The organism is Streptomyces sp. NPDC028419 (genome assembly GCF_055565515.1).
Genome location: NZ_JBVHUE010000032.1, coordinates 7,683 through 25,249, shown reverse-complemented (window position 1 = coordinate 25,249; position 17,567 = coordinate 7,683). Strand labels below are relative to the sequence as shown.

Annotated in this window: 17 protein-coding genes; 11 read left to right on the top strand and 6 right to left on the bottom strand. The window is 72.8% G+C overall.

The genetic code is table 11. The features are described from left to right. Window positions 1–73: 73 nt before the first annotated feature. From ACZ4UB_RS30560 to ACZ4UB_RS30535, 6 genes are all read left to right on the top strand, one after another. Window positions 74–1,300, top strand: coding sequence for a PP2C family protein-serine/threonine phosphatase (locus ACZ4UB_RS30560; protein ID WP_468075108.1), 1,227 nt, complete (start codon window positions 74–76; stop codon window positions 1,298–1,300). 110 nt (window positions 1,301–1,410) lie between these two features. Then, a complete protein-coding gene (locus ACZ4UB_RS30555; protein WP_468075106.1) occupies window positions 1,411–2,706 on the top strand; it encodes a PP2C family protein-serine/threonine phosphatase in 1,296 nt (431 codons plus the stop codon). Continuing rightward, window positions 2,703–4,403 (top strand): sensor histidine kinase, encoded by a 1,701-nt coding sequence (locus tag ACZ4UB_RS30550; RefSeq protein WP_468075104.1) that lies wholly within the window; start codon window positions 2,703–2,705, stop codon window positions 4,401–4,403. Before ACZ4UB_RS30555 ends, ACZ4UB_RS30550 begins: the two co-directional genes overlap by 4 nt. Continuing rightward, on the top strand, window positions 4,400–4,858 hold the full coding sequence (locus tag ACZ4UB_RS30545; protein WP_354384220.1) for a response regulator: 459 nt from the start codon (window positions 4,400–4,402) through the stop codon (window positions 4,856–4,858). The genes ACZ4UB_RS30550 and ACZ4UB_RS30545 overlap by 4 nt, the downstream gene beginning before the upstream one ends. 16 nt (window positions 4,859–4,874) lie before the next feature. Next, on the top strand, window positions 4,875–5,267 hold the full coding sequence (locus ACZ4UB_RS30540; protein WP_468075101.1) for an STAS domain-containing protein: 393 nt from the start codon (window positions 4,875–4,877) through the stop codon (window positions 5,265–5,267). A 296-nt stretch (window positions 5,268–5,563) separates the two neighbouring features. Then, on the top strand, window positions 5,564–6,709 hold the full coding sequence (locus tag ACZ4UB_RS30535) for a phospholipase D-like domain-containing protein (protein ID WP_468075248.1): 1,146 nt from the start codon (window positions 5,564–5,566) through the stop codon (window positions 6,707–6,709). A gap of 14 nt (window positions 6,710–6,723) precedes the next feature. Here ACZ4UB_RS30535 and ACZ4UB_RS30530 read toward each other — a convergent pair whose 3' ends face one another. Beyond that, window positions 6,724–7,152 carry an ATP-binding protein gene (locus tag ACZ4UB_RS30530; RefSeq protein ID WP_468075099.1) on the bottom strand — a complete coding sequence of 143 codons (429 nt, stop codon included), beginning with the start codon at window positions 7,150–7,152 and terminating at the stop codon, window positions 6,724–6,726. Next, entirely contained in the window at window positions 7,149–7,307 is a 159-nt protein-coding gene (locus ACZ4UB_RS30525) for a hypothetical protein (protein WP_468075098.1), read from the bottom strand. The genes ACZ4UB_RS30530 and ACZ4UB_RS30525 overlap by 4 nt, the downstream gene beginning before the upstream one ends. 300 nt (window positions 7,308–7,607) lie before the next feature. On the opposite strand from ACZ4UB_RS30525, the gene ACZ4UB_RS30520 reads away from it, so the two are divergent. The 3 genes from ACZ4UB_RS30520 to ACZ4UB_RS30510 are packed head-to-tail and all read left to right on the top strand — an operon-like array spanning window position 7,608 to window position 10,734. Beyond that, window positions 7,608–9,200 (top strand): PP2C family protein-serine/threonine phosphatase, encoded by a 1,593-nt coding sequence (locus tag ACZ4UB_RS30520; protein ID WP_468075096.1) that lies wholly within the window; start codon window positions 7,608–7,610, stop codon window positions 9,198–9,200. Beyond that, window positions 9,197–10,318 carry a cobalamin B12-binding domain-containing protein gene (locus tag ACZ4UB_RS30515; protein WP_468075094.1) on the top strand — a complete coding sequence of 374 codons (1,122 nt, stop codon included), beginning with the start codon at window positions 9,197–9,199 and terminating at the stop codon, window positions 10,316–10,318. The genes ACZ4UB_RS30520 and ACZ4UB_RS30515 overlap by 4 nt, the downstream gene beginning before the upstream one ends. Beyond that, on the top strand, window positions 10,315–10,734 hold the full coding sequence (locus tag ACZ4UB_RS30510; RefSeq protein WP_468075092.1) for an STAS domain-containing protein: 420 nt from the start codon (window positions 10,315–10,317) through the stop codon (window positions 10,732–10,734). Before ACZ4UB_RS30515 ends, ACZ4UB_RS30510 begins: the two co-directional genes overlap by 4 nt. 14 nt (window positions 10,735–10,748) lie before the next feature. Here the strand turns inward: ACZ4UB_RS30510 and ACZ4UB_RS30505 are convergent, their stop codons facing one another. From ACZ4UB_RS30505 to ACZ4UB_RS30495, 3 genes are all read right to left on the bottom strand, one after another. Then, window positions 10,749–11,045 carry a DUF6355 family natural product biosynthesis protein gene (locus tag ACZ4UB_RS30505; RefSeq protein ID WP_468075090.1) on the bottom strand — a complete coding sequence of 99 codons (297 nt, stop codon included), beginning with the start codon at window positions 11,043–11,045 and terminating at the stop codon, window positions 10,749–10,751. Between the two features lie 89 nt (window positions 11,046–11,134). After that, the gene (locus ACZ4UB_RS30500) at window positions 11,135–11,461 is read right to left on the bottom strand and encodes a nuclear transport factor 2 family protein (RefSeq protein WP_468075088.1); all 327 of its coding nucleotides are present in this window, start codon (window positions 11,459–11,461) and stop codon (window positions 11,135–11,137) included. A gap of 32 nt (window positions 11,462–11,493) precedes the next feature. Then, a complete protein-coding gene (locus ACZ4UB_RS30495) occupies window positions 11,494–12,678 on the bottom strand; it encodes a M20 metallopeptidase family protein (protein ID WP_468075086.1) in 1,185 nt (394 codons plus the stop codon). A gap of 148 nt (window positions 12,679–12,826) precedes the next feature. Here ACZ4UB_RS30495 and ACZ4UB_RS30490 point away from each other — a divergent pair, with 148 nt between their 5' ends. Continuing rightward, complete coding sequence (locus ACZ4UB_RS30490) at window positions 12,827–13,882, top strand: Lrp/AsnC family transcriptional regulator (RefSeq protein WP_468075084.1); 1,056 nt, start codon at window positions 12,827–12,829, stop codon at window positions 13,880–13,882. A gap of 178 nt (window positions 13,883–14,060) precedes the next feature. Then, window positions 14,061–16,163: a DUF6259 domain-containing protein gene (locus ACZ4UB_RS30485; RefSeq protein WP_468075082.1), complete on the top strand. Its 2,103-nt coding sequence runs from the start codon at window positions 14,061–14,063 to the stop codon at window positions 16,161–16,163. A gap of 2 nt (window positions 16,164–16,165) precedes the next feature. Here the strand turns inward: ACZ4UB_RS30485 and ACZ4UB_RS30480 are convergent. Then, the coding region (locus ACZ4UB_RS30480) for a WD40 repeat domain-containing protein (protein ID WP_468075080.1) at window positions 16,166–17,567 on the bottom strand (1,402 nt) is incomplete at its 5' end.

The following is a 17,567-nucleotide window of genomic DNA, read 5'->3' as shown; positions in this document are numbered from 1 at the left end:
TCCCGCTGGTGCGGGCGGGCTGTTTCGTGGTCCTCCATTCTTAGCATTTGCGCGAGAGGTAGGTAGCGGTCCGGTGGCTGGAGTCGACGTGGTGGGCGGCGATGAGGGGCGCGCGTTGCGGGGGGCGGCCCCCCACGAGCTGTTCGACGCGGTACGTGAACTGCTGCTCCGACAGCACGGCGCACACGGCGTCGAACTGCTGATGGCGGACTACGCCTCGGCCCGGCTCCAGCCCTTCACGCAGGAGCCCTTCACCGTCGAGTCGGTGCCCGCGCGGCAAGGGCCTGCGGGTCGGGCCTTCGGCTCCCAGGAACCGTACGTCGCCCGGGGGAGGGCGGACGACCCCGCGGGTCCCGGCGGGGGCGACGTCGTCGTCCACCTGCCGGTGAGCGTGCGCGGCGACCGCCTCGGAGTCCTGAGCGTCGCGTACGCCGCCGGCGCCTACGACCGCTCGCGGCTCGGGCCGCTCCAGGAGGTGGCCGAAGCGCTCGGCCACGAGATCCTCGTGGCCGACCGGGACACGGACGTGTTCCTCCAGGCCAGGCGGGCCCGCCGGCTGACCCTCGCCGCCGAGATGCAGTGGCAGCTGCTGCCGGGGCGCTCCTGCTCCCGTCCCGAGTACGACCTCGGAGCCCAGCTCGATCCCGCCTACGCCGTCTTCGGAGACAGCTTCGACTGGTCGTCCGGCCCCGACCACCTGACGCTGACCGTCAACAACGGCATGGGCGAGGGGATCGATGCCGCGCTGCTGACCAATCTCGCCGTCAGCGCCCTGCGCAACGCCCGGCGGTCCGGTCTCGGCCTCGCCGACCAGGTGGCCCTGGCCGACCAGGCCGTCTTCGGCCAGTACCACGGCCGCGTGCACCTGGCGATGCTGCTGCTCCGGTTCTGCCTGGACACCGGCGAGGTCGAGGTCATCGACGCCGGATCGCCGCGCGTCTGGCGACTGCGCGGCGGCCTCGTGGAGGAGGTGGTGCTGGAGGCGCAGCTGCCGCTCGGCATGTTCGAGGACACCGTCTACTCCTGCCAGAGCTTCCGCGTACTGCCGGGCGACCGGTTGTTCTTCCTCAGCGACGGCGTCTACGACGTCCTCTCGCCGGGCGGCGAGCGCTACAGCCAGCACGCCCTCGCCCGTGCCGTCATGAACACCCGGCTGCTGCCGCCCTCGCAGGTGCCCCGCGCCCTCCTGGAAGAGCTCGCCGGCCACCGGGGCGGCGTGGAGATCGCCGACGACGCCATGGTGGTCTGCCTCGACTGGCACGGTCGGCCCGACCCGGAGCCCGGTCGAGCAGGCCGGTAATTGACCTTGTAAAATATTGCCTAGAGGCAAATGATCGAACTAGGGTGGCGCCGGCGCAATCGGGCGTCCAGGTGTCCGCGCTCAGCGGGGGGAAGGACCAGCGCGACACCATGGGAAGCACCATCGGAGTGGGTTCGCAACGGCGCACGGCCGCTGCGCCACAGCAGCGGACCGCCCTCCCGCCCCGCCTGGCCCCGGTCGCGGAGACGGACGAGTCCCTGGCGCTCTGGAACGGCGTGCCGCCGTACATCCTGCTCATCGAGGACGACGAGGGCGACGCCGTCCTCGTCGAAGAGCTCGTCGAGGAGAGCGGCATCGACGTCCGCCTCGGCCGGGCCCGTTCCCTCGCCGACGCCCTGCGCCTGTTGGAGGCGGAGGCCCCCCAGTGCGTCCTGCTCGACCTGCACCTGCCCGATGCCCAGGGCCTGGACGGCCTCAAGGAGGTCCTGGGCGTCTGCGCGGAGGCCGCGGTGGTCGTCCTCACCGGGCTCTCCGAGGAACGGGCGGGCCTGGGCGCGGTCGCCGCCGGAGCCCAGGACTACCTGGTCAAGGGGCGTCTGGAAGCCGACGTCTTCATGCGGGCCATCCGCTACGCGATCCAGCGCAAGCACACCGAGCTCGCCGCCGTCGCCGTACAGTCGGGCATCCTGCGCGCCGAGGAGAACGCCCGCCTCGAACGCGGGCTGCTGCCCACGCCCCTCCTCCTGGACGACCCGGCCGAAACCGTCCAGGTCTGCGCCCGCTACCAGCCGGGACGCGCCCAGACACTCCTCGGCGGGGACTTCTACGACGTCGTCCAGACCCCCGACGGAGCCACCCACGCCGTCGTCGGCGACGTCTCCGGACACGGCCCGAGCGAGGCGGCCCTCGGCGTGTGCCTGCGCGTGGCCTGGCGGGCCTTCGTCATGGCCGGTGCCCGCGACGCCGAACTGCTGCGGCTGCTCGAACAGATCCTGCTCGCGGAGCGCTCCGGCGCGGAGATCTTCACCACCCTCACCGCCCTGAGCCGACCCGCCGGAGCGGCCTCGGTCTCCGTGCAGCGCGCCGGCCACCCCGGCTTTTTTGTGCGCTCACCCGGCGAGGTCGAGCTGCGACTCGTCCCCGGCGGCCCCGCCCTGGGCATCATGCCCGGATGGGGCCCGGGCTGGCCCGTCACCGAGGTCCCCGTCGCGCCCGGCGGCGCCGTGATGCTCTTCACGGACGGCCTGATCGAGGGACGGATCGGCCCCGGACCCGCCCGCCTCGACGAGGAGGGCCTTCTGGAGATCGCCCGCCAGCAGGCCGACCTGCCCGCCGAACCCTTCGTCGACTCCCTCATCCAAGCGGCGCAGGGCCTCGCCGCGGACTGGGGCGGCCTGGCCGACGACGTCGCCGTACTCCACCTCGAATGGAACGCCCCCACGTGACTGTCCCCACAGGAACCGAAACCACCCCCGAAGGGCGGACCCGGCAGGACCGCCGCGGCCCGAGCCTGCAGACCTGGCTGAACACCGTGCTCGTCGTACTGGCCCTCGTGGTCGTCGGCACCGGCGCGCTCGGCGCGGTCCTGCTCTCGCACACCACCACCGCCGGGGACCGGCTCGTCGACGGGATCCTGCCCGCCCAACGCGACGCGCTGCGCCTGGAGACGGCCCTGCTGGACCAGGAGACCGGGGTCCGCGGCTACCTGCTCGCGGACGCGCCCGCACTGCTGGAACCGTACGAACGCGGCCTCGTCGAGGAGCGCACCGCCGTCGACCGGCTGAAGACCGTCTTCGACGGCGAGGGCGGCGGCGACTCCGCGGAGCGCGAGGACCTGACCGCCGTGGAGGAGGCCGCGCGCACCTGGCGGCAGGAGTTCGCGGAGCCCGCCATCCGCGCGGTGCGCGACGGCACGGCGCGACCTTCGGCGCAGAGCGGCAAGGACCGCTTCGACGAGGTGCGCCATCGGATCGCCGCACAGCAGGACCGGCTCGACACCGTCCAGGCCGAGGCCCGCACCACCTTCAGCGAGGCGCGCGAGCAGCGTGACCACATTCTGCTGGCGATCATCATCGGCCTCCTCCTGGCGGCGGCCGGACTCGCGGTCCTGCTCCACATCGGCGTCCTGCGCCCGCTCACCCGGATCAGGACCGCCTCCCAGCGGGTGGCCGACGGCGCCTTCGACGAGGAGATCCCGTTCGCCGGCCCCTCCGACCTGCGGGCCCTGGCCCGCTCCGTGGAGGCGATGCGCCGGCGCACCGTGGCCGAACTCCGTTCCTCGCACCGCAACGCCGAGCGACTGGACCGCACGGCCGTGGAACTCGACGCCCAGGCGGCGGAGTTGCGCCGCTCCAACGCCGAGCTCGAACAGTTCGCGTACGTCGCCTCGCACGACCTCCAGGAGCCCCTGCGCAAGGTGGCCTCCTTCTGTCAGCTGCTGGAGAAGCGGTACGGGGACCAGCTCGACGAGCGCGGCACCCAGTACATCGGCTTCGCCGTGGACGGCGCCAAGCGCATGCAGGTCCTGATCAACGACCTGCTCACGTACTCCCGGGTGGGCCGGGTCCAGGACGGGTGCGAGAGGGTCGACCTCGACTCCACCCTGGACCGGGCCCTGCGGAACCTGGCCACCGCCATCGAGGAGGGCGACGCCGAGGTCAGCAGGCCCGAGCGGCTCCCGGAGGTGGTGGGCGACCCGACCCTGCTGACCATGCTGTGGCAGAACCTGGTGGGCAACGCCGTCAAGTTCCGCTCGCCCGACCGGCCCCCGAGGGTCGAGGTGGCGGTGGTCGACGACCCGGCCGCCGAGCCCGGCTTCGCGGCCTTCGCGGTCACGGACAACGGCATCGGCGTGCCGACGGAGTTCGCCGACAAGGTGTTCGTGATCTTCCAACGCCTGCACAGCCGGGACGCGTACGGCGGCACCGGCATAGGCCTCTCGCTCTGCAAGAAGATCGTCGAGAACGCGGGCGGGCGCATCCGCATCGACACCGCCCACGAGGTGGGCACCCGGATCGTCCTGACCCTCCCCGTCGCCGACGCCCCGGACACCGCCGGCGAAGCCGAACCCCTCGCCCCGGACACCGCCGGCGAAGGCGAACCCGCCGCCCCGGCCACCCCCTCCGAAGGAACCGACTCATGAGCATCCCCGCCGATCGCCCGCAGGCCACCCCCGCCGAAGTCCTCCTCGTCGAGGACGACGCGGGCGACGAGCTGATGACCCGCGAGGCGTTCGAGGACAACAAGATCGGCAACGTGCTGCACGTGGTGCGCGACGGCCTGGAGGCGCTCGACTTCCTCTACCGCCGCGGCGCGCACACCGGGGCCCCCCGCCCCGACCTGATCCTGCTCGACCTGAACCTGCCCAAGTACGACGGCCGTCAGGTGCTCGAACAGATCAAGAACGACCCCGAGCTGAAGCACATCCCGGTGGTCGTGCTCACCACGTCGGCGGCGGAGGAGGACATCCTGCGCAGCTACAAACTGCACGCCAACGCCTACGTGACGAAGCCGGTGGACCTCGACCAGTTCATCCGCGCGATCCAGCAGATCGACGACTTCTTCGTCACCGTGGTCAAACTGCCGCGCGCGCACTGACACGAGGAGGACCGACATGACCGACCACCCGGCCACGACTACGGATGCGCGGGGGTACGGCGGCCAGACGCCCGGCCGCGTCACCGTGCGCACCGAGGCGGACGTGCGCATCGTCGTGATGACGGGGGAGTTCGACATGGACACCGTGGCCGCACTGCGCAGCGCGATGGCACCCGACGCACCCGGCGTCACCCGCTACGTACTGGACACGGCCGGGGTGACCTTCGTCGACTCGGCGGCCCTGGGCATCATGCTGCGCCCCACTCTGGAGCGGCCCGTGGTCCTGGCGGGCACCGTGCCGCCCCGGCTGGCCCGACTGCTGGAAGTCACCGGCGCGGAGCGGGCCTTCGCCGTGGCCGCCAGCATCGAGGAGGCCGCGGTCATGCCCCTCGCGCCCCGGCACGGCTGAGCCGGGACGATCGGAGCTCCGTCCCCGGTTTGAACCCCGCCATCGCGGCCATACGGGCGTCGAACACACGTCGGCATCCGCCACGGCCCCCTGCCCCTGCCGGGCGGGGACCGCGGCAGCCCAGGGGAGAGGGGCCCTCGAATGACCACGGCCGTGGAGGGCGCAGCCGCGTCCGCACGGAGCACCATCGGGCCGTCCACCGCGGTCCCGGCCCGCGGAGCGTCCGCGTGAGCCTCACCCAGGACGTCCGCACCCCCGACGGCGACCCGGACGACAGAGCCCGCCAGGACGAGCGCATCCACCGCGTCCGGCGCCGGCTGGAGCGCCTGATCGGCATCGCCGCGACCGAGGGCAACCACGTGCGCCCGCTGCGCAACGGCGACGAGATCTTCACCGCGATGCTCGACGCCGTCGCCTCCGCCCGGCACACCGTCGACATGATGACCTTCGTCTACTGGAAGGGCGACATCGCCCGCCGGTTCGCCGAGGCGCTCGCCGCGCGGGCCCTCGACGGCGTCCGGGTCCGGCTGCTCCTCGACGGCTTCGGCAGCCGCCTGATCGAGCAGGACCTGCTCGATCGTATGGAGCGGGCGGGCGTCCACGTCGCCTGGTTCCGCAAGCCCGCCTTCCTCTCCCCGCTCAAGCAGAACCACCGCTGCCACCGCAAGGTCCTGGTCGTCGACGAGCGGACCGCCTTCACCGGCGGCGTGGGCATCGCGGAGGAATGGTGCGGTGACGCCCGCAACCCGCGCGAATGGCGCGACACCCACGCCGAGGTGCGGGGGCCCGCCGTCGACGGGATCGCGGCGGCCTTCGCGCAGAACTGGGCGGAATGCCACCCCGAGCTCTTCGACGCCCGGGACCGCTTCGTGGACCACGAGCCCGCCGGCTCCGCGGTCGTCCAGGTGGTCCGCGGCTCGGCCGCCTTCGGCTGGCAGGACATGCAGACGCTGATGCGGGTGGTCCTGGAGTCCGCCGAGGAGCGCGTGCGCCTGGCCACCGCCTACTTCGCCCCCGACCGCTACTTCGTCGACCTGCTCGCCGCGACCGCCCGCCGCGGCGTCACGGTCGAGATCCTGCTGCCCGGCCCGCACACCGAAAAGCGCGTGTGCCAACTGGCCGGTCGCCACCACTACGAGCGACTGACCGCCGCGGGCGTCCGCATCCACGAGTACCAGCCGACGATGATGCACGCCAAGATCCTCACGATGGACGGGATCGCCGCCCTCATCGGCTCGTCGAACTTCAACCGGCGCTCCCTCGACCACGACGAGGAGGTCATGCTGGCCGTGCTCGACACCGAGTTCACCCGGACCCTGGACGCGGACTTCGACCACGACCTGAGCCGGAGCACCCCGATCGGTCCGGCCCGCTGGCGGCGCCGCTCCGCGCTGGAACGGGCGCGGGAACTGTCGGTGCAGCCGCTGCGCCGCTTCCTGTGAGGCGTCCCGCGGCCTCAGCCCAGGTACAGCACGGCCTCTATGGTCTTTCCCCCGTCGTGCGCACGGCACCGCACGCTCGCGGCGAGCCGCTGCACCAGGGGCCACCCGTAGCCGCCCGGCCGCTCGACGGTACCCGTGCGCGACACGGGGAGCAGCGGGCTGGCGTCGGCCACGGACAGGTGCAGCAGCGACCCGGCGACGCCGGCACGGAAGCCGGTGACTCCGCCGCCGTGCCGGATGGCGTTGGTGACCAGCTCGGAGGTGACCAGCAGGGCGTCCGCGACGCCCACGCCGTCGAGGTCGGTCCCGGCCGGTAGCTGGGCGCGGACCCGGGCCCGCGCGTCCGCGGCGGACACCGGCAGGGGGTCGCACGCCGGCAGCAGGTCGGGTGCCAGCGGCTGGTCGGGTGCCGGCGCGTCGTCGCTGGCGCGGGCTCCGCTCACGGGGCCATCGCCGCGTCGATGCCGGCCGCGATCCGGAGCGCCTCCGCGCTGCCGGCCACGTCGAACAGGCGCCGCACCGCGCTGCCGCCGCGCGGCCGGCCCGGGGCCGCGCCGCTCCGCGTCGTCGCCGCGACGCCCGGTTCGTCTCCGATCACCCGGACATTCTGCTACGCCGGGGCCCGGCGCGCGGCATCAGGTCCCGCACAAGGGCACGCGCGCTCGTGCGCTCGGGTGACGCCGCGTCACACTGCATGTGCGGAGGCCGGGGGTCCGGTTGCGGAAGGCGCCGTCGATGCAGGATGGTTGCCGCAAGGCAACGACATTCCCGTTGTCTCCGCTCCAGACGAAGAGGTGAGGGGTCCGCACAGTGGGCCCGGACCATTTTGGTTCCTTCCACGCAGATCACGTCCGGTTCCTCCACCGCGGGTCCCGCGGGGAACGAAGCCCCCTACCCCGTGATCGTGGCCGACTCGCGGCTCCACCTGGTCGCCGCCAACGACGCGGCCCGCCTGCTGTTCCCGGGCGCACGACCAGGCACGCCCCTGTCCGGCACGGTACCCGCCTGGATCGCAGCGGCCCACGCCCGCCGCGTGGGCGCCGAACCGCCCGCGCAGCGCCCGCCGGGGCCGCCGGCGGGCCCCGCCCGGGGGCCGGTGGGCCCGCGCTCGTACGAAGCGCACCCCACCGCGCGCGAGGACGGCACGGTGGCGTGGTGGCTGGTGGACGAAACACACCACCGGACCGCCCGCGAGGAGCTGCGCACCGAACGCGAACGCACCGCGTTCCTGGTCCGCTCCTCCAACCTGCTGCTGTCCTCCCTCAACCTCGACCGCTGCATGGAGGCCACGGCGCAACTGGCCGCCGAGCACTTCGCGGACGCGGCCCTGGTCCTGTCCCCCGACCACGGCAGCGGCCTGAGCGTCGTCTCCTGCGTCCGAGGCGGCCACCCGTCCACCGCCCTCCTCGCGGTCGACCCGGGGGAGGCCCCCGGACTCGCCGAGGCCCTCCAGGGGTTCCCGCCCGTCCCCTCCCGCTGGCTGGACCCCGCGGTCGCGCCCGACTGGCTGCTGCCGGACGGGCTGGCCCGGGTCGGATCGATCGTCGTCACCCCGTTGCCCGGGCACGGCGTGCCCGCCGGCGCCCTGGTCCTCCTGCGCGCGGCCGGGGGCGCCCCGTTCACGGAGGACGAGGAGGTCTTCGCCCGACTGTTCGCGGCGCGCGCCGGCGCCGCCATGTCCGCGGCGCGCCTGTACGCCGACCAGGCGGCCGTCACCGACACGCTGATGCGCGAACTGCTGCCGCCGAGGCTCCGGCAGACGTCCGGCGTGGAATACGCGGGCGGCTACCGGCCCTCCAAGGACCACGAGCGCGTCGGCGGCGACTTCTACGACCTCCACCCGGCGGGTGGCCGGGACGACGCCTCCCTGGTGGTGCTGGGCGACGTCTGCGGCAAGGGCCTCGAAGCCGCCGTCATGACGGGGAAGATCCGCACCACCTTGCAGGCCCTCCTGCCCATGGCGGACGACCACCACCACGTCCTCAGCCTGCTCAATTCCTCCCTGCTGAACTCCGCGAGCACCCGCTTCGCGACGATGGTGCTCGCCTCCGCGGCCCGCGAGGGCAACGCCGTGCGCCTGCGCCTGACCAGCGCGGGCCACCCGGCGCCCCTCATCCTGCGTGTCGACGGCAGCATCGAGGAGGCTCCCACCCGGGGCACCCTCGTCGGGGCCCTGCCCGAGATCACCACCAAGACCGCCGCGGTGACGCTGGCCCCCGGCGACGCCTGCGTCCTGTACACGGACGGGATCAGCGAAGCCCGCGGCGGCCCGCTGGGCGGGGCGATGTTCGGCGAGGAACGGCTGCGCCGTGCCCTGTCCGAGTGCGCGGCCATGCCCGCCGAGGCCGTCGTGGAACGCGTACAGATGCTCGCCGCCCAGTGGGTCGGCGCCGGGCGCCACGACGACATGGCCGTCGTGGTCATTTCCGCCCCGCGCACCAACCACCTCAGCGCGGTGGACGGCCACACACGGGGCAGGTTCACCGGATGAGTCCCCACCACACCTCCGCGTCCCCCGCCCCGCCCGCCCCGAGCTCGGCGCACGCCCGCCCGGCGGAAGTCGCGGAGCAGCTCTGGCAGTCGCTGCTGGCCCTCGACGAAGCCGCGGCCGTCGCCGCGGTACTGCGCGCCATGGACCACGGACTCGCCCCGGAATCCGCCCTGCTGGACGTCATCGCCCGGGTCCAGGGCCGGGTCGGCGAGGAATGGGCGGCCAACCGCATCACCGTGGCCCAGGAGCATGCGGCGACCGCGATCAACGACCGGGCCGTCGGAGCGGTCGCCCTGCACCCCGCGGCCCGGACGCGACCGCACCGGGGCAAGGTGACCGTCGCCTGCGTGGACGGCGAATGGCACGCCCTGCCGGCCCGGTTGCTGGCCGAAGTCCTCAGGCTGCGAGGCTGGCACGTCGATTACCTCGGCGCCCAGGTCCCCGCCCCGCACCTGATCGCCCACGTGCACCGCACCGGTCCGTACGCCGTGGCCCTCTCCAGCTCCCTGCCCACCCGCCTGCCCACGGCGCACGCCACGATCACCGCATGTCAGGCCGTCGGCACCCCGGTGATCGTCGGCGGAGCCGCCTTCGGCCCCGACGGCCGGTACGCCCGGCTCCTGGGCGCGGACGCGTGGGCGCCGGACGCCCGTACGGCCGCTGACGCCCTGGCCCGGGGCCCCCTCGGCCGCCCAAGCCCCGGCCACCAGCCCCTCGACGACCTCCCGCACCTGCGGGACCAGGAGTACACGCTGGTGGCCCGCGGAAAGCAGCGGCTGGTCCGCGAGGTCTTCGTCGAACTCCTGGAGAACCACCCGCCGATGCGGGAGTACAGCGAGGTCCAGCGCGAACGCACCGCGGAGGACCTGTCCCACATCGTCGACTTCCTCGCCGTGTCGCTCTACACCGACGACGCGGACCTCTTCCACCGCTTCGTGCTGTGGACGGCCGGCGTACTGGAATCGCGGGGCGTACCGGCCACCTCGCTGCTGCCCGCGCTCGCCCTGCTGGCCCGCCAGTTGTCCGACTTCCCCCGGGCCACGGCCACTCTGGAGGCGGCAGCGGCTCGGCTCACCCGCACCCGTACCCCCTTGACCCCGACCGGGACCACCGCATGACGACTTCCCCCACCACCCCGCTGCGCCTGTCGCACCACTACGCCGACGGAGTCGTCGGCGTGGAGCTGCACGGCGACCTCGACCACCGGCACGCCGCACTCCTCGTCGACGCCGTCCGCCGCGCCCTCGCGGAGCACGACGGACCGGACGAGGTACGGGTCGACTGCGCGGGCCTGACCACCGTCGACAGCACCGGCCTGGCCGCCCTGCTCATGGTCCGCCGGCACACCGATGCCGCCGGGGTCGCCCTCCACCTGGAGAGCCGCACCACCCAGCTCGACCGGCTCCTGCGCCTGACCGGCACCCTCGGTCACTTCACGCACACCCGCCCGGGCGCCCAGCCGGGCACCGGACCGCTGGAGACACGGCCGGGGGAGGAGCGGCCTCCGGCCCGCTCCCCGGACCCGGGCGCTTGACCGGGGTCGAGCCCTCAGCAGAGCTTGCCGGTGTACCAGGCGTTGCGGATCTGCGACGTGGTGCCGAGTTGCGTGACGCCGGGGCGGACGCAGTGCTTGGTGTCCCACTCGTTGATCCGGTCGATCTTGATCTGGATGTGGGAACCGTCCGTGGTGCAGTGGTTGTAGAAGGCCAGGAAGTTCTTCGTGAAGTACCCGCAGGGATCCGCCGCGGGGGCCGGCGCGGTCACCGGGGCGGCGGTGGCGACCGGAGCGGTGACCCCCAGCAGGAGGGCGGTCATGGCGAGGGGCAGAAAGCGTCGTGTACCCATGGGGAGTACGTACCCGTGCGCCGAAACAGCTGAAACGAAAGCTGAGCGACCGCTGGGCCCCGCGCGGGATCCTCTCGGCACCGGGCTCCTCAGCCGAGGAAGTCGACGCGGTCGATGAGACCCTCGCGCACCCGGTAGGCGACCAGGACGCGGACCGGCTCGTCGGCCAGACCGTGGGCGATCTCGTGGTCGACCACCCAGTCGCCTTCGCCGAGCCGCCCCACGATCTCCGCCCTGCAGCGGCCTTCGGTGAACTGCCCGGCGTACCGGTCACGCAGGGCCTGCCGGCCCCGCAGTTGGCTGCCGTCGGCCCGGTGGACCGTGACGTCCTCGGCATAGGTGGCGACGAAGGCGTCGATGTCGTGGCTGTTGTACGCGGCGAGCTGCCGCTCGACCACGTCGCGCGGTTCGGTCATGGGGTGGGTCCTTCCGTTCTCGGTCGAGGGGGTCAGGCGGCGAGACGACGGGTGGCGAGTTCGGCGTAGAGCGCGGCTCCCTCGGGGAGCAACGCGTCGTCGAACTCCGCGTAGGGCGAGTGATTGGCCGGCAGGTCGGCGGGGTCGGTTCCCTTCGGGGCCGCGCCGAGCCACGCGAACGCTCCTGGAACGGCTTCGAGCACGCGGGAGAAGTCCTCCGACCCGGTCATCGGATTCGCCATCGTCCGGTAGCGCTCCTCGCCGAAGACCTCGCGGACGGTCTCCGCCAGGAAGTCGGTCTCGGCGCCGTCGGTCACGGTCACCGGGTACCCGGGAAGGTACTCGACCTCCGCCCGCAGGCCGTGGGCCGCGGCGACGGAGTCGACCAGCTCCACCACGGTGTCGGCGACCTTGGCCCGCGCCTCGGCGGAGAAGGTGCGCACGGTCGCCTCGAAGTAGGCGGACTCCGGGATGACGTTGCGCTGGGTGCCGGCCCGCAGGAGCCCGACGGTGATCACCACCGGGTCGAACACGTCGAAGCGGCGGGTCACCATGGTCTGCAGGGCGGTGACCATCTCGCAGGCCGCCGGCACGGGGTCCTTGGCCCGGTGCGGCACCGAACCGTGGCCGCCCGCGCCGCGCACGGTGACGTTCACCGCATCGGAGGCGGCGAGGATCGGCCCGCGCCGGGAGCTGAACTCCGCGTGCGGCATGGTCGACGCCACGTGCAGGGCGTACGCGGCCACCGGACGCCTGCCCGCCGCGTCCAGCACGCCCTCGGCGAGCATGGCTCCGGCGCCGTCCCAGCCCTCCTCGCCGGGCTGGAACATGAAGACCACGTCGCCGTGGAGCCGCTCCCGTCGTGCGGCGAGCAGGTGTGCGGAACCGGCGAGCATGGCGGTGTGCAGATCGTGTCCGCAGGCGTGCATGGCGCCGTTGTCGGCGGCGAACGACACCGCGGCCTTCTCCGTGATCGGCAGCCCGTCCATGTCGGCGCGCAACAGCACCACCGGCCCCGGAAGCCCGCCGCGCAGCACCGCGGTGACCGAACTCAGCGCGGCGCCCTGGCTCACCTCCAGCGGCAGTCCGTCCAGGGCCTTGAGCACCCGCTCCTGGGTGCGCGGGAGGGTGAGGCCCAGCTCGGGGAAGCGGTGCAGGTCGTGGCGGAGCCGGACCAGGTCCGGGGCCAGCCCGAGCGCATCGTCGTAAAGGGACACGGGTACCTCCATCGAACCCACGGGTGCGGGAACTTGTGCAGAGCGATCTTGTTCCCTGATTCTTGGTGCCGAGGCGGGAGTTTCCCGCGATTGTGCAGGATGACACCACCAGGGGCCCTTCGATGAACGAATCCACCGGATGTCACCGGTGAGCGGCCCCGATGTGACGGTGGACGAACTGGACCTCGCCCTGGTGAACGCGATGCAGCTGCGGCCCCGGGCGCCATGGTCGCTGCTCGGCCAGACCCTCGGCATCAGCCCCGTCACCGCCGCCCGCCGCTGGCACCGCCTCTCGGCGGCGGGCATCGCCTGGGTGACGGCGTACGGTCTGCCGCACCCCGAGGACCGCGGATGCGTCGCGTACCTCGACCTCGACTGCGTGCCCGACCGGCTGCGGGGGATCGCCGACGAACTGGCCGAGGACCCACATGTGATGAGCATCGAACATCACTCCCAGGGCTGCGACCTCGTGGTCACCGCCGCCTTCACCGACCTGTCGATGGTCTCCCGGTACACCGCCGAACGCCTCGGCCGACTCCGCGGGGTCACCGCCGTACGCGTCCACCTGGCGACCTGCTTCTACGCCGAGGGGATCCGCTGGCGGCTGGACTCGCTGGACCCGGCCCAGCGCGTGGAGCTGCACGACGATCACCCGGCGGGCACCGGGACGGCGTCCGGACTGCGAGCCGAAGTCCGCGCCGAGGACCGCGAGTTGCTCATCAGGCTGGGTGTCGACGGCCGCCTCGACCAGGCCGAGCTGGCCGCCGCCACCGGGCTCAGCCCGTCCACGCTGCGCCGCCGCCTCGACCGGCTCGCCACCTCCGACGCGATCCGCTTCCGCTGCGAGATCGCCGCCCGCGACGCCGGCCGACCGGTCCTGGCGACCTTCCGGGCCGATCTGCCCGCGGACCGGCTCGACGAGGTCGGCCATCAACTCGCCCGCCTCCCCGAGGTGCGGTTGTGCGTATCCGTCACCGGCGCCCACAATCTCATCCTCTCCGTCTGGCAGCGCTCCCTCGCCGATGTCCAGCGGCTGGAAACCGCTCTGGCCCGCAGGTTCCCCGACCTGCGCGTGGCCGAGCGCCGCGTGTCCCTGCGCACCGTGAAACGGATGGGCCGGATCCTCGACGCCGACGGACGCGCGGTCCGCGCCGTCCCGATGGACATCTGGCGAGACCCGACCCGGCCCCCCGGCATCCCCTGACACCCGCTCGGGCCGGCCGTTCCTCCGGGCCGCGGGCCGGTTGACCGCGACGCCGCTTCCGTGGTCGCCTCTTGGGCAGCTGGCCGCGGGGGTGGTGCGGGTCGACGAGGGCGGCCAGGCCGTCGCACGAGCCGGAGGCTTCGACGACAACGCCCCCACTCGGAGAGGAGTTGGCTCGATGACGGCGACCGACCTGGTCCACCTGTCCGGCGACGGGATCCGGGTGGCGATCGACCGCCGCACCGGTGCCTTGGCGCGGGTGGAGGCGAAGGGGACCGGATGGCGGGTCACCGACCGAACCGACCTGGCGGCCGGCTTCCGCCTGCTCATCCCGCTTCCCGGACGCCGCAACAACCTCGCCGACGGCGTGCGACAGGACCCTCCTGAGATCCGGCCCGACCCCTCTGGCGACGGGATCACGTTGTCCTGGCGGCGGGTGCGCTCCGAGCACGGTGGCGAACACCCGATCAGCGTGATCCAACGGATCAGCGTCACTGGACGACGGGCCTTGTTCGAGACCGTCGTGGACAACCGGTCCGAGTACGCCGTCGAGAACGTCTGGACACCGTGCCTCGGGGACCTCCGCCCACCCTCCGCGGACCAGGAGCTGCGCAGCTTCTGCCTGTCCCAGGCGACCGCGGTGCAACAGCGGCTGTGGCCGCGCTTCCAGGGCAACTGCCCACCCCACGGCGTCGATCACCCGACCCAGATGGCCAGCTTCGATGATCCGAATGCCGGTGCGACGCCCGGCTCCCCGTTCATGCTGGTCTTGGCGCGCGACCAGGGGATGTACGTCGGCGTCGCCGAGCGCCGTGACGATCTCGTGAGCTGGCGGTCCGAGCTGGTCCCCGGGTACGCGGACACCATCGCCCGACAGCCGGACCCGGATGCGACGATCCGGTTCTCCACCGTTCACCTGCCCTTCATCGCGCCCGGCACGACGAAGGCGCTCACCCCGATCACGCTCGAACTGTTCCAGGGCGACTGGCACACCGGCGCGGACATCTACCGGCGGTGGCGCGAGGAGTGGATGGCCGGACCGACGGCGCCCGCCTGGACGAGCGAGCCGCACGCCTGGCTACAGCTGCACCTCAACTCTCCCGAGGACGAACTGCGCATCCCCTTCCGAGAGTTGCCCGAAGTGGGGCGGGAGTGCGTCAACGCGGGAATCCGTGCGATCCAGCTCGTAGGGTGGAACGAGGGCGGCCAGGACCGCGGCTACCCCTTCCACCAGCCCGATCCCCGGCTCGGCTCCTTCGAGGAACTGCGGGACGCGATCGCGCAGATCCAGGAGCTCGGCGTCAAGGTGGTGCTCTTCTGCAAGTTCACGTGGGGCGACCGGACCGCCCCCCGTTACCCGGAGATCGCCGCGGACACCGTCAAGGACCCGTACGGCGACCCCTACAACGGCGTCTACTACCGCTACCAGACCCCCACCCAGTTGCTCGGCATCAACGTCCGTCACCTGATCCCGATGTGCTTCGGCAGCGAGCGCTACCTGGCCGTCTGCGAGAGGGAATTCGCCACCGTCGTCGCGCTGGGCGCGGCGGGTCTGCTGTTCGACCAGTGCCAGCACCACGCCGACGCCCGGCTGTGCTTCGACCTCGGCCACGGCCATCCGCTCGCCTGGCCCGTCTACGCCAACGACAACGAGCTCGTCCGCCGGTTCTCCCGGCAGACGCTGCGGACGCCCGACTTCCTCTACGCCGGGGAGCGCCTGTACGACTGGGAATTCGAGCGGTACCACTTGTCGTACCTCCAGAGCGCGGACCCCGGGCACCTCCCGCTCCACCGCTACCTCCTTCCACGGGCGTCGATGATGACCGCGGTCAGCGGCTTCGACGACCGCAACATGATCAACCAGTGCCTGCTGTACCGGTACCTCATCAGCTACGAACCGTTCCACTTCAAGGGACGGCCGACCGACTTCCCCCGGACCATCGCCTACGGCCGGCAGATGGACGCGCTCCGCACCGAGCTGCGGGACTGGTTCTGGGACGGCACGTTCCGCGACACCGTGGGCGCCGAGGTGCGGTCCGCCGACGGACGGCCGCACCAGCCGTACGCCGTCCATCTGCACCGCCACACGCGAGAGCCCGCTCTCGCCGTCGCCAACTACGCCGCCGAGTCCGCATCGGTCCGGATCGAGGGGATCGGCTCCCGGCTGCTCTGCCGGCTCGTCGGCGACGACACGTGGATCAGCGTCGGCGACGGGCGCCTCGACCTGCCGCCGCGCTCCGCGGCCGTCGTCATCCCGGCGGAGGGAGCCCCACGAAGGTGAGCTCAACCTCCAGCCGCGTAGTCCAGTACGTAGACGCCCGCGTACCCGGACACGCACAGGCGGGAGGGGGAGACCCAGGCGCACGAGCGCAGTTCCTGCCCCACGCGCAGCGCGCTCCGGCACCGGCCGGTGAGGGCGTCCCAGATCCGGATGACGCCGTCCGTGCCGGTGCTCGCGATCAGGGTGTCGTTCGGGGAGATGGCGCAGTCCCAGACGGCGCTGCCGCCGTCCATGGTGAGCAAGGAGGTCCCGGTAGCGGTGTCCCAGGTGCGGACGGTCCCGTCGTAGGCGGCGGAGGCCAACCACGCACCGTCCGCCGAGAAGGTGCAGTTGATGACCCGGTTCGTGTGGCCGGCCAGGACGGCGATGAGGGTGCGGGACGGGAGGTCCCACAGGCGCACGAGCCGATCCGTGCCGCACGAGGCGAGCCGGGTCCCGTCGCGGGAGATCGAGCAACCGAACAGCTGGCCGAGATCGGTGCCGAGCACGGCGAGGGGCGCACCGTCCGCGGTGTCCCACAGGCGGATCGACCCGTCACCGCTGACGGTGGCCACCTGTGCGCCGTCCGGGGTGAACGCGCAGCGCTCGACCCATGCCGTGTGGCCGGTTAAGGTGAGGTGCGGGAGCCGGCCGTCACCGTCGGGCTTCCACAGATGGAGGGTGCTGTCGTGTCCGTCGGCGGCTCCGCTGGAAGCGATCCACGAGCCGTTCGGCGCGACCGCGCAGCACGCCGCCCCGCCGGTACCGGCGTTCCTTACGGTCAGTTCGTCTCCCGTGGCGACGTCCCAGAGCCGCACGGCGCCGTCGTCGCCCGAGGAGACGATCCGACTGCCGTCCGGGAAGACGGCGCACTCGCGGACCGGTTCGACCGGGCCGCGCACCCGGGTGCGCACGGCTGCCGCTCCGCGGAGCCTGCCGCTGTCCCGATCACCCCACCGCGGGCGCCAGAGGCGGACCATGGTGTCCGAACCACCTGCGGCGATCCAGCTCGCATCGGGGGCCAGCACACAGGAGGTGGCGCCTCCGGTGTCTCCGAAGAGGGTGATGCCGAGGTGCCCGGTGGTCGGATCCCAGACGCGGACGGTGCGGTCCGCACCCGCGGAGACCAGCAGGGCGCCGTCGGCCGCCACGGCGCACGCGTTGACCCAGCCCTCGTGGCCCGTCAAGGACAGCCGTTGCAGGCCTGACCGTACGTCCCAGACGCGGACCGAGCCGTCCGTGCCGGCCGATGCCAGCCAGGTGCCGTCCGGTGCGATGGCGCAGCCCATCACCGCGCCGTCGTGGCCGGTCAACACCGTCCGGCAGCGTCCTGACCGTACGTCCCAGACGCGGACCGAGCCGTCCGTGCCGGCCGATGCCAGCCAGGTGCCGTCCGGTGCGATGGCGCAGCCCATCACCGCGCCG